Annotated in this window: 7 protein-coding genes; 3 read left to right on the top strand and 4 right to left on the bottom strand. The window is 63.0% G+C overall.

The window, feature by feature from the left end:
- Positions 1–28: 28 nt before the first annotated feature.
- A complete protein-coding gene (locus JJ896_17820; GenBank protein ID MBO6781521.1) occupies positions 29–220 on the bottom strand; it encodes a hypothetical protein in 192 nt (63 codons plus the stop codon).
- Positions 221–350: 130 nt separating this feature from the next.
- The gene (locus tag JJ896_17815) at positions 351–4,445 is read right to left on the bottom strand and encodes a response regulator (protein MBO6781520.1); all 4,095 of its coding nucleotides are present in this window, start codon (positions 4,443–4,445) and stop codon (positions 351–353) included.
- Between the two features lie 225 nt (positions 4,446–4,670).
- Between JJ896_17815 and JJ896_17810 the strand changes: the two genes are divergently transcribed.
- Complete coding sequence (locus tag JJ896_17810) at positions 4,671–5,555, top strand: PIG-L family deacetylase (GenBank protein ID MBO6781519.1); 885 nt, start codon at positions 4,671–4,673, stop codon at positions 5,553–5,555.
- Positions 5,556–5,753: 198 nt separating this feature from the next.
- Complete coding sequence (locus tag JJ896_17805; GenBank protein ID MBO6781518.1) at positions 5,754–7,205, top strand: M20/M25/M40 family metallo-hydrolase; 1,452 nt, start codon at positions 5,754–5,756, stop codon at positions 7,203–7,205.
- A gap of 66 nt (positions 7,206–7,271) precedes the next feature.
- Here the strand turns inward: JJ896_17805 and JJ896_17800 are convergent, their stop codons facing one another.
- Entirely contained in the window at positions 7,272–9,626 is a 2,355-nt protein-coding gene (locus JJ896_17800) for a choice-of-anchor B family protein (GenBank protein ID MBO6781517.1), read from the bottom strand.
- 238 nt (positions 9,627–9,864) lie between these two features.
- Between JJ896_17800 and JJ896_17795 the strand changes: the two genes are divergently transcribed.
- Complete coding sequence (locus tag JJ896_17795; protein MBO6781516.1) at positions 9,865–10,815, top strand: hypothetical protein; 951 nt, start codon at positions 9,865–9,867, stop codon at positions 10,813–10,815.
- A 1,180-nt stretch (positions 10,816–11,995) separates the two neighbouring features.
- Here the strand turns inward: JJ896_17795 and JJ896_17790 are convergent.
- Entirely contained in the window at positions 11,996–13,180 is a 1,185-nt protein-coding gene (locus JJ896_17790) for an EamA family transporter (protein ID MBO6781515.1), read from the bottom strand.
- Positions 13,181–13,221 lie beyond the last annotated feature (41 nt).

The following is a 13,221-nucleotide window of genomic DNA, read 5'->3' as shown; positions in this document are numbered from 1 at the left end:
TGGAGCTCGGACGGCTTCCCGAGAGCGGCTACTTGTGGCCGGGGCGGTCCATCTCCTGAATCGAAGAGGATTGTTTGTCCCTCGGTCCTCGGTTCTCCCGGTCCTGAGCGGTGCGGGCATCTGCGAGCGACTCGAGTTCCGCCAGTTCGTTCTCGAGGGCCTGGGAGCGACGACCCGTTCTAGCAGGGGGCGTTACGGCAGGGGGAAGCGGATCCGTCATTGGACGTGGTGTAGGTGAGCGCTGAACCAGCCTACAGCGCCCGCCAACCGGCATCTGTCACGAAACTGCCAATCGTTGCAACAGAACTTGCAAACGCATCTCGCGGCCCGAACGTGGGCCTATTGACCGCCTACTTTCGCTTCCCCGTGCCCATATGGGTCGAAGGAAGAACCCCGTACTCATCCTTGAAACACTTGGCGAAATACGAGAGCGTATTGAACCCGACTCCGTAGGCAACTTCGGTCACTGAACCCGCACCTTCCTCGAGGAGAGTTGCCGCCTCCCGGAGCCGTACCCTGCGGATGAGTTGAGTGGCTTTAACGCCAGCTTCGGAAGCCAGGCGCCTATTGAGTGTTGAATAGGTCAGATTCAGCGCCTCTGCCAGTCCCTCCACGGTCAGGCTCGGGTCAGCCATTCGCCGACGTACGTAAGCCTCGCATTGAGCGACCAGTCCCCCGTCTGACCGGTCCATGTCGCGCAGGATGGGCTTGGAGTCGCCCTGGTACCTGGCCCGCAAGCTCTTCCGCGTTCGGAGCTGGTTTCGCAGCCGGGCCAGGAGCTCCTCCGGATCAAAGGGTTTTGCGATATAGTCGTCCGCCCCAGCCCGCAAACCCTCCAACGCGTCTCTTCGGGACGCTTTGGCCGTTAGCAGTATAACCGGGATGTGGGCGGTCATGCGATCTGTCTTTAGCGAGCGACTCAACTGAACCCCGTCCATCCCGGGCATCATGACATCGGACAGGATGAGGTCGGGTAGCACTCTTGCCACGAGTTTAGATGCCTCGTCGCCGTCCGCGGACAGGAGAACACGATACTCGTGCTCGAGCAGTTCAGTCAGGTACGCCCGCAGATCCGGATTGTCCTCCACGACCAGAATGGTCGGTACTTCGTCATCCGTGGTCTCGGATGCCGCCGAAGATCCCCTCGCCGCGGGATTGGGACCCAAGTCGATCGGATCGGAGGCCGGGACTGTGGTGCCCTTCGTGACCTCGGAGAGCGCTCCCGGCAGCGAGACGGTGAACGTCGATCCGCGCCCCTCCTCGCTCTCTGCCGTCAGCTCGCCGCCATGCAGACGGGCCAGTTCCCTTGCCAGCGCGAGCCCGATTCCGGTGCCGGGTGAGCCTTCCTCCTGATAGAATCTGTCGAACACCTTTGGCAGGGACTCCGGCGCGATGCCGTCTCCCGTGTCGATTACCTCCATGAGAGCGTTACCTCCCCTGATGGCAAGACGAATCTGAACCCTTCCTCCCGGGGCCGTGAATTTGATGGCGTTGGAGATGAGATTCAGGAGTATCACTTCCAGGTGCTGAGGATCGAACGGCACCTCGATTGGTCCGGACGAGTCAAGGGTTAGATCCAGGCCCCTGGAGGTCGCGGCTCCCTGAAACGCTTCCGTGAGCTGCTCCACAAAGCGACATAAGTCATGCGGCTTTGCGTCAATTGCGAGATGTCCGCTGTCCAGTTCCGCGAGGTCGAGTATCTGATTTACGAGCCGAAGCAGCCGCCGGCTGTTTCGAAGCATGACCTCCAGCTGCGCTCCCGCATCGGGGGAGACTCCTCCATACCGCCCCTCCAGCAGACCACGGAGGGGCCCGAGAATCATCGTCAGCGGCGTTCTCAACTCATGGCTCACATTTGCAAAGAACCGGGACTTTGCCTCGTCCAACGAACGAAGCTCTTCTGCCTGGACCGCCACCGTGTCCAGAGCGGATCGCAGGTCCTTCGTGCGATGCTGGATTTCCTGTTCAAGCCGCTCTGCGCGGCGGCGAAGCCGGGTGTTCCGGGCTGAGCTTCCCACTGCGCCCAGCGCCACCGCGAAGAGGAACCCAAGCAGCCAGGGCCAGCGGGTCTCCCGAAACCGGGGCTCGCGATATATGGAAACCGAGGTCACGGATTCTTCAGCCCCCCGCTGCCCTTCCGCGATGCGAATCTGAAATGTCGTCTCCCCAGGAGGAACCCCGGAGAACCGTGCGATGCGTTCCGAGCCGACATGAATCCAATCGCTGTGGCCAAGAAGCCGATACTGGAAAGCGAGGTCCTCAGCTTTGCGAAAACGGGGGTAGGTGTAGCTGACCGCGACGTCAGTCTGCTCGGCGGTCAGGCGAATCTCATCGGAAGGATAGAATGTGGTGTCGGGCGCGGTAATGGTCTCGATGAGCACGGGCGCCCAGGGCGTCGACTTCACCTGCGCCGGGTCGACGACCGCGAGGCCTTGCTGGGTGGGAAACCAGACGGTGCCGTCTCGGGCGGTCAACGAGGCCGGCTGCACGCCTCCATTAGCCTCGCGATTGCGCATGCCGTCCCGCTCGTCATACGCCACATACCGAACACCCAACGTCGGGTCGAGCGCCACCTCCGTGAGTTCCGCCAGGCGCGCATGGCCGATGCCACTGTTTGTGCTCATCCAAAGGCGTCCTTGGGCATCCAGCGTTACGGCATGTACCCCATCGTAGCCCAGTCCCTGCGGAGTGCCGACAATGCCGATCTCCAGTTCGGAAACAGGATCCAGCGGGTTGGCGATGCGGCAGAGTCCTCGGTCCTCCGTAGCGACCCACAACGCCCCGTCGGGAGAGAAGAAAAGATCCCGTACCAAATCACTGCAGAAACCATCGGACCGGGAAAACGACTCGAAGCTGTTGCCGCGGTACCGGAGCAGTCCTCCCCCGTTAGTGCCAAACCACAGAGCGCCGTTCGAGTCTTCCTCTATTGCGCGGATCCAGGCGTTCGAGATGCCAACCGTGTCATCACCGAAGCGCTGCCAGGCACCATTTTCTCGCAGGGCAATCCCCGTTTCGCCGCCAAGCCAGAAACGACCCGAGGCGTCCTCCCACATGACCCGGATTCCTCCAATGGAGGGGGGCCGGAGATCATCGGGAGGGCACTCGACCGGTCCCGGATGAAGCTTGCAGACACCCGTCCCGGCTACGAGCACTCTCCCGCTGGAGTCCTCGTAGAGCGACCAGGGGTGTCCTGCGTCCACGCCGCGGTTCTCGACACCCCAAACCTCTATGCCCTGCGCATCTATTCGGAGCAACTCGTACCAGAGGTGCCCGGCCCAGATGGTGCCGTTGGAGTCCTGAAGCAGCGGGTAGACATTTGCGGATCCCCCGCCTGAATCCCTGTCTGGATGATCGATTACGGATACCGGAGCCGGGGCGAGGTGAATCAAACCGCCGTCCGAGGCAATCCATGCGTCATTCGCTTCCCCCGACCACATGTTGTTGATGTTCCCGGAAAAAGAGTAGACAGGGGTCCTGTTGTGCAGAACATCGATAGTGCTCCCGTCGGCCAGGACCTGCCAGTCCGCATAACCGCGAAAAACCGACCCGGGCGCGGGCGCGCGGACAAAAGGAATGCTGTCGGCGTGATGGACGTACCGCAGTTCGTCCCCTTCGAGTTGAAACGCTGCCCCTCCCGTTGTCCCGAACCAGGGATCGCCGTTCGTCAATGTGGTGGCAAAGTGATAGTCCCTTCCGACTGGGAGGCCGGAGGCCAGGACGGGGCGAAACACGTCCTGAGACAGTCGGAAAATCCCTTCTTCACCAGCCGCCCAGGTACGGTCGAGGGAGTCGGCGAACACCCGTGAAACGAACCCCTCGAGTCCGCTCTGCCCCCCGAAGCGCTGGACAGTCCCGCCCACGCCGAGCAGATACGCCGTGCCACCCTCGTACGAAATCCAGATACCTCCTCCCACAGCCCTGCCGATGCCCAACACGGCTCCCTCATTCCCGGAGCCTGGAGACATGAGCACGCTCTGGTCCGAGTTCACTTTCACGGCGCCCGATGGCGTCGCGAACCACATGGCCCCAGCGGAATCCTCATGGATGCGTTGGGAGACGTGGGGAGTAGGACCTGTAAGTCTGATCCGCTTCCCCTCTATCGTGATCGGCTCGAAACGGTAGTCGTCGTAGCGGATGACGGAAAGCCTCTCCGTCACGATCCAGAGCGTGCCCTGTTTGTCGACGTGGAGCAGGGTCAGCCTGCTCGTCTCCAGTGCGGGGGTATTGGCCCCGTTGAAGGTGTGAAATCGGACGCCGTCGAAGCGCACCAGCCCCTCAATCGTGGCCGCCCAAACGTAGCCATCGGGTGTCCGCACCACGTCGTTTATCCGGTCGATCGGTAGCCCATCGGCCGTGGTCCATGTGACGGCTGTGTAGGAACTCTCAGCCCACCGGAACGCTTGCCCAGACGCCTCCGAGGCGAGGAGCGCAAGGCCGACCAGCATTGCCACCAGACGGCAACAGTAACCCGGTAGCTGGACCTCTTCAGTCCTGACCGAGGTCGCATTTCCTGGCTGCCGTGGACGGTTGAGCACCAGTCGGATCAGGGTTCTTGCACTATGCTGATGCCGAAGGATACGGCTCGTGTGCGGAGCGGGGCCGGATGCGATGCGATACGCCCCACGCTTCGCTCACGTATCATAGCACAGCGGCCACCTGCATTCAGCCCGATGCTAACCCTTCTCTCGCTAGCCCTCACCCTTCTGGCCTCCCCCGGCGCCACACTCGAGGATGCTCCATCAATCCTTGTAGTGACGGCCCACCCCGACGACGAGGCCATGTTTGCGGCGACCATGTGGAAGGCTGTGCGAGAGCACGGAGCGACCGTTGATCTGGCACTCGTCACCGACGGCGCTGGCGGATACCGCTTTTCTACACTTGCCGAGCCCATTTACGGGCTCAACCTGACCGACCCGGATGTGGCCAGGACTGTGCTGCCCAAGATCCGCAAGCAGGAATTGATGGCGGGTGGCGACGTGGTGGGGATCCGCAACTACTTCTTCCTCGACCAACCGGACGCTGGCCGCATCCTGGACGTCGATTCCGTCTTTACGGAGCTCTGGGACGGTGACTGGGTGACGACGCGCCTCACCGAAATCATGGCAGACGGCGGCTATGACATGGTGCTCACGTTTCTCCCGATTCCGACTACCCACGCCCACCACAAGGGCGCTTCAATCCTCGCCGTCCGGGCCGCCTCGGCGCTGCCGGAGCACGAGCGCCCCGTGCTCGTGGGCTCTCTCATAGGCTCGGATAGCGACGACATCGAATTCCGGGGCCTTGAAGGCTATCCCGAGACGGTGCTCTCGGACGATGGGCCCTTCACGTTGGACCGCGAGCAGAAACTTGGTCTGGACGGCAGGCTCAACTACCAGATCGTCGTGAACTGGCTGATCACTGAGCACAAGTCCCAGGGGACCATGCAGACCTACCTCAACGCCGGCCGGTACGAACGATTCTGGATGTATGCCGCAAACTCGCCGGAGCAGCGGGCTCGCGGAGCGGCGATGCTAACGGGGTTCGACCTGCAGACCGCGGGCCAGACCACCCACTAGCCTAGCAGAACCATGCCAATTCGTCACACCACTTGGGCTGATGGGCCGGCTTGACCAGATCGATCAGGCGGGTCCAGCGAGGACGAAGGGGCAGAATGTTCAGCGTGAGGGCCTGGCGTTTCATAGCCGATACGGGATTGCTTTCACGGGGTATCGGCCACGTGGGGGTACGATCTTAAGTCCCAATCCCCCGAAGGCATGAAACGCGCATTACAAGGGCTGGGCGTCATTCTCCTGCTGGTCCTGCTGGTTGCCGTGGTCAGGGGCCTGCTTCTCCGTCCGCACGTTCCTGAGGCCCCTGCAACGGATCCACCACCCGACGCCCCCCTTGCTGCGCAGCACCTGAGCAGCCTGATTCGCATCCCGACGGTATCGCTGGAGGATGCGCCCGCGGATACCGCCGCGTTCCGTTTGTTGCATGCCTACCTGGAGGGGGCGTGGCCGGGGGTGCACCGCACGCTGCATCGTGCGACAGTAGCTGATCTGAGTTTGCTCTACACGTGGGCCGGCCAGGACACCACTCTCCCACCTGTCGTGCTCATGGCCCACCTGGATGTGGTGCCCGTGGATTCCCTGGACGATTGGACACATCCCGGATTTTCGGGATACAGGGACGGGCACACGATCTGGGGCCGGGGTACACTGGATGACAAGGGATCGCTCGTTGCGATCCTGGAAACCGTCGAGTCCCTTGTGCAGTCGGGATTCACTCCTGCCAGGACCGTGCACCTGGCATTCGGGCACGACGAGGAGATCGGCGGCGAGCACGGAATGGCTGCGATCACCGCCCTCCTGGCCGCTCGGGGCGTGGCGCCGGCTTGGGTGCTCGACGAGGGAGGCTTTGTGACGCACGGCGCAGTGCCAGGGGTCACCAGGCCTGTGGCCGTCGTCGGAGTTGCAGAAAAGGGCTACGCGAACATCACTCTCGAAGCCTCCGGGGACGGGGGGCACAGTTCCATTCCTCCGCGCTCGATGGCGATCAGCAACCTTGCTGCCGCGCTGGACGACATCGCCGAACAACCGATGCCGGCCCGGCTGGACGGTGCGACGTGGGCTCTCTTCGAGGCCGTTGCCCCCCACATGCCGCTGCACTACCGAGTGCTCTTTGCCAACAAATGGTTGTTTGGCCCGCTGATTCGCGCCGTGCTGGCAGGCTCGGCATCGACCAACGCCGTGATTAGAACGACGATGGCGTTTACCATGCTGGATGCCGGCACCAAGCCGAATGTGCTCCCGGATCGGGCTCGCGCCGTGATCAACTTTCGGCTGATGCCGGGCGACTCGGACTACGACGTCGTGACGCATTTGGAGCACACGCTGCGACAGCACCCGAACGTGACTGTAGCGTCTGCGACGGGACGCCCGGCCGTGGGCGTGGCACCAACCTCAGGCCCCGGCTATGACGACATCGTGCGCTCTGTCTCCGCGGCATTCGGCGACTCGGTCGTGCTCGCGCCATACATGACGACCGGCGGCACGGACGCGAAGCATTTTGCTGCGCTGACAGACCGGATCTACCGGTTCATCCCATTCGAAGTCTTCCCGTCAAGAGACGGGATTCTGCTGCACGGGGTCGACGAACGGCTCCCCGAGGCCCAATTGGCCCCGGCCGTTGCGTTCTATCACGCACTGCTGACCGATCTGGACTGACGCAAAAAGGGCCTCCGGGAAAGCATCCCGGAGGCCCTTTTCAACTCGCCGCGAGAGCGAATCAGGTCACGTGTCGATCTGGCGCTTCTTCAGGAGGAAGAGCCCCTCGCCCACCGAACTGACGGCAATCGTGCCCGACGGGAAGTACGGGTAGTTGGACCACGATCCACTGAACCCGGGTCCGTTGGACAGGCCCGGCGTCGTGTCGAAGAAGCCGACTTCGCGAGGATTGGCCGGATCCGAGATGTCCAGAATGCGCAGCCCGCTCGCGTAGTTGGACTGGTACATGAAGTTGTCCTGCACGTACAGGTTGTGGTCACTGGAAGCGCTGTTACCCATGTGCTCCTTGACCAGTACGGGCTCGTCCAGATCGGACACATCCCATACCAGCGTGCGGGTGCCTTCGACGCCCTGAATCTCATCCAGCTCGTCGTTCACATACAGGAATCGATGGTCTTCACTCAGCCAGCCTTGGTGGGTATAGGCCACGTTCGGGTAGCTGGCGGAAGAGATGCCGACCGGATTCGACTTGTCCGTCAGGTCAGCGATCGAAATGGAGTTCTCATTGCCGCCGATGCAGATCTCGCGACCGGTGTAGTCGGTGTCAGGACCGCGGTAGACCACACACTGGGCATCGTGCGAGTAGCCCGTACCGGCGTTGCCGGTACCCTCGTGGCCCCAGCAACCTGCAAACTGCGGATTCGCCGGCTCCTGGATGTTGATGATGTGGTAGCCGCCACCGCAGGTCTGGCCACCCATCTGGTTGCCGACCGTGAACGCGTACCCCGTCTCTTCATTGATGACGATGTTGTGCGCGCTCGCGATGCCATCGTACCGGGCCGTCTCTTCAAACTCGAGCGGTGCCTCGGCGGGATCGACGTCACGAAGCTGGGTGAGGTCAAACACCTGCACACCGTGCTCTCCGGCACCGTCTGCGACGATGTAGGCGTGGTCCATGTAGACTTTGACGTCACGCCAGGTATTGGCGGTCGATCCCTCAGTCATGGGCAGGTTGCCCAGGTAAACCGGGTTGTAGGCATCGGTGATGTCGATGAAGGAGGTGCCGTCGATCCGTCCGAGCAGCACGTACTCGCGTCCGGTCTCCTCGTCGGTCCAACCCCAGATGTCGTTGACCTTGACGCCAGAACCGGAGCCTGCACCACCGCCGACTTCGTGCACCGGCAGGAAGGACAGCAGGTCGATGTTGTCGCAGTCATACCCCTCTGCCACGTTGTCCTCGCACTGCACTTCTCCGCCCGTGATGGCGCGCATACCGGACTGGCTGCCCAGGATCTGCACGTCCCGCCACATACCGTCGTTCTCAAGCACGTAGACCAGTCCGCTGGGGCCGCCAGAAGGCGCGCCCGCCACCGCCACGTCGCCGGAGACCGCCAGCGTGGCGCCACCGCCACTCGCCGCGTAGGCGTCGTTCAGGCTGGTGCGGAATGCACCCGTGATTGCGCCGACACCGATTTCGAACCGGTAGATGGCACCTTTGCCTTCATCGGCGCCGGGAGCACCAGCCCACAACTGGTTGCCGTCCACGGCCAGTGCCGTACCCAACGCACCGCCGACACCGTCGTACGGCATCAGCATGTCCCGCGTGATCCAGGAGCCGGCGAAGGCGTCAAACCAGAAGCTCTGCACGCCGCCGATGCCGTCATTGGCGCCGGGCACGCCCGCAAAGGCCCAATTGCCATGCACGGCCAGCGCCTGGGACTGCAGGCCCTCATCGCCCGAAAGAAGCCCCGTGTAGTCGAACGCATCGGTCTCCTCGTTGTAGCGATAGGCATGAATCTGGCCTCCGCTTACAAAGGGCGCGGAAACAACGACATTGCCGTTGCTCGCGGCCATGGCAAGGCTGAAGTAGGCGTTGGGGCGAAACGTCGGCTGCTCAATGCGCGAATGCGACATCCAGGCGCCGTCATCTCCCTTGCGGAAGGCAAACACTGCCCCGGAGTTCGCACGGTGTCCGGCAGATCCGATGTAGACCCAGTCCCCGTCGATAGCAGCCGAGCGACCGAAATAGTCCCCGTCGTCCACACCTTCAGGCACGCCTGACCAGCCCAGTTCCCAGGCACCGTCGGCGTTACGTTCAAAAATGTATCCCGCGCCCACGGTACCGTTTGCGCCGGTTGCACCGACTACCAGAAGGTCATCAGTGGCGGCAAGCGTGCGGCCAAAATTGTCACTCTCTGCGCCATCAGGGGCCGAGAAGCTCTCGCCCTCGGTCCACATTCCGTCGGCCCCGCGCTCGAATACGAACACGGTACCCATGTCGGAGCCGGAAGAAGAGCGACTGATGAGGAGTTGGTCTCCCGTCAGAGCCACTGCTCCACCGAACGACTGGGCGTTCGCGGTGCCGGCCAGGACGAGCAAGAGACCCATCAGGAGGGACCTCGTCAGGTTCTGCATCTGCATCATTCAAAGAATTGGTTTCAGGAAACCGTCCCGTGGGGAGAGGTGCGGTCGGGACAACTGCCGGATAGACGGCCAGCAATTGGCGATTGTTGCGCAGAATTCTGTTGAAACCCCGCGAATCGGAGAGGCCGAATCGGGGCCTCACAGGCTCCGGAAAGCGCGGTTGCAGGGGGCTTGCAACCCCCTTGCATTCCTCCCGTAGTGCTAACAAATTAGCATATCCAACCTGCTTCCAGCCATGCGCCTTACCACCCTGCTCCTGTGTGCGCTCATTGCCTGGCCCGTCGCGGCCCAGGGCACGCTGACTTCCGATCAACGACGAGCCTTCCGCGTGCACGGAGTGACCCCTGGCTTTGTCGAATCCATGCACGAGGCCGGGCTGCGCGGACTATCGCCGGATCAACTGATTGCGTTTCGCATCCACGGCGTTACCCCCGGCTTCGTCGAGTCAATGGCCGAAGCCGGCCTGAAGGATGTCTCGGCTGATGAACTGGTTGCCTTCCGCATCCACGGCGTCTCTTCGGGCATGGTGGAAGAGATGGCCGCCGCGGGACTGACGTCACTCGACCCCGACGACCTGGTAGCGTACCGGATCCATCGCGTGACTCCCGACTACGTGCGCGGGATGCAGCGTCTGAAACTCGGCCACCTCTCGGGCGATGACCTCGTCGGATTCCGCATCCACCGCGTCACTCCGGACTTCATTGCCGAGATGCAGGAGCGCGGCGTCAGGCCATCCGATCCTGACCAGTACACCGCGTTTCGCATCCATGGCGTCTCCCCGGACTACGTTGATGAAGTTCATGACATGGGCTTTCCGGACATCGGAGCCGGAGACCTCATCGCGTTCCGCATTCACCGTGTCGACGCGGAGTTCATCGCTGAAATGAGGGAGCTCGGACTGCGCGGCCTGACACCGGAACAGGCCATCCGACTCCGGATCTACCGTGTGGATCAGGATTATTTGGACGAGATGAGTGCGCTCGGCCTCGACGACTTCACCGCAGACAGGCTGGTCGCCATGAAGATCCTCGGCGTGGACCGTCGACTGGTGCGGGATCTCAGGGATCAGGACTACGAAGACGTGTCCCTGGACCGGCTTCTGCGAGATCGTAGGCACGGGGGCGACTGGCTGAAGGAAGACCTGCGGAGCGCGTTGCAGTCTGTCATCCGGGATTTGACCCGATAGGCGCTGCGATGTGACCGGTGATGCATCGGCGGAGACCGCACACTCACAGTCAGGGGTGTGGAAGGGGCCACAGTGCTTTCTTACAGGAATGCGCGGCTTCCTCCTCCTACTGGCTCTTCTGCTCGTCGCCTGCAGTTCTACGGGCCCCGATCCGGGTCTGGATGACCCACAGGGTGTCGGGGAGGAGCCGGAGCCGGCGCGTTCGACGGGCGATGGACTGCCGGCATTCGACAACCTGATTCCTGGACTGCTCAAGGAATGGGACATTCCCGGCGCCGGCGTGGCCGTCACCGTGGACGAGCGGCTGGTGCTGGCACGTGGCTACGGATTGGCCGACATCCCTTCCGGTCGCTGGGTAGAGCCTGATACTCGATTTCGCATCGCCAGCCTGTCAAAGCCAATTACGGCAGTTGCCGTGATGCAGCTGATTGCGGAGGGTACGATCAGGCTGGACGATTCCGCTTTCGGTTTCCTGCCCGATCTTGAGCCGGCTCCAGGCGATGCGCGCAACCCGGACCTGGAGCAGGTCACCATTCGGCACCTGCTGTACCACTTCGGTGGATGGGACAGGGACAAAGGCTTCGACCCCATGTTCATTCCCGTGCAGGCCGCCCGGGCGCTCCAGCAAGAACCCCCGGCGGCCGCGGATATCGTCGTTCGCTACATGCTCGGCGAACCACTGAATTTTCCACCAGGCAGCAGCTACGCCTATTCGAACTTTGGCTACGCGGTGCTGGGCCGCCTCCTGGAGCGGGTGTCCGGCACTCCCTACGAGGAGCACGTGCGGCGCACGGTGCTCGCTCCGGCCGGGGTCAAGAGCATGATGGTGGGGAGATCTCGCGTTTCCGGCTCGAACGAGGCGACCTACTACGACTACCAGGGAGCGCCCCTTGTGTCGTCCGTGTTTCCGCCCACCGAGGCCCGCGTTCAACGCCAGTATGGAGGCTTCTACCTGGAAGCGATGGACTCCCATGGAGGCTGGACGTCGTCGGCAGTTGACCTGGTACGGTTCCTGACTGCGGTTGACGGCGCGGGAATGCGCGGGGATGTCATTGGTCCCTCCGAGCGCGAGGCCATGCTCGCACATCCTGGCATGTATTGGGGGACTGCGTACTGGTATTCGATGGGCTGGGAACGCTCCGGCGCCGAATTCTCGCACACCGGAGCGTTGCCCGGGACCTCATCGTACATGGGATGCCGATTCTCCGTCTGCATCGCGGCCGTGCTCAACTCGTGGCCGCAGGACCGCTCCGGCTATTTCAGCGACCTCAAAGGCACGCTCTGGCAAGCGGCCGCCAGCACGGACGCCTGGCCGCAGGGGGACCTGTTCGAGCGCTACGAGTGAGTCTCTCAGTCTGGGCATTGAGCGTGCCGGAGCGTCCATGCTGTGCGCAAAAGCCGATAGAATCGCTCCGCCTCTGTTGACGAGCACCCGGGCGATGCGGGCCGTGCGTCCGCCCGGACGTCGGCGCCCGCCCCCGAACCTCGTGATGAGGAGCACCGCGCTAAGCAGGAGCACCATGGCCATGAGCACGCGGCCCCCGAGCTCTTCGCCGCCGAGCAGCCAGCCGAGGATGACGGCCACCACCGGGTTGACGTAGGCGTAGGTCGACACGCGGGCCGGGCTGGCGTTTTTCATGAGCCAGACAAAGGAACCGTAGGCGATGATGGAGCCGAAGACCATGAGGTATGCCCATGCCAGCCAGGATTCCGTGGTGATGGCGGCCACGTCAACCGCCGCCCACTCCCCTCTCAGGAGCCCCGCCAGCGTCAGCGAGGCGCCTCCCGTCAGCATCTGGGCGGCAGTCGACATGAGTGGCCGCGGCGGCAGCTCGCGATCCCTCCCGAGAATCGCGCCCGCCGAAAAGACCATTGAAGCCAGCAGGATGGCGATGCTGCCATACAGCATGCCGGTGTCGCCGCCGCTCAATTCAGCCGGATTGACCAGGAGCAGGATGCCGGCGACTCCGATACCCAGACCCAACCAGACCGTGCGGGCCGGCATTGGGCCACGCTTCCACTGCCACTCCAGCAACACCATCCAGATGGGCACCGTCGTGACCAGCAGCGCGGCCACCCCGGAGGGCACCCACTGTTCGGCCCAGGCCACTGCGCCCGTGCCTGCCGCCAGCGTCATCGTGCCAACAAGGGCCGCATTCTTCCATTCCGTCCGGGTCGGCGTTGCGATGCCCTTGGCCCTGGCCCAGGCGTATACGATGAGACCGGCGACGCCGAACCGAGCGCCCAGCATCAGGAGCGGGGGCATGGTTTCGATCGCGAAAACGATTGCGAGGTACGTGGACCCCCAGATCACGTAGATGGCAGCGAACGCGGCCAGCAGTTGCAGGCGGAAAGCTTTGGTCATGCGCGGTTCCAGTTTCGATTCAGGGGATCATATGGGCGCAT

This window comes from Rhodothermales bacterium, from assembly GCA_017643395.1.
Taxonomy (GTDB): Bacteria; Bacteroidota; Rhodothermia; order Rhodothermales; family UBA10348; genus JABDJZ01.
The sequence above is the reverse complement of the archived record's forward strand: the minus strand, read 5'-3'. Positions and strand labels throughout refer to the sequence as shown.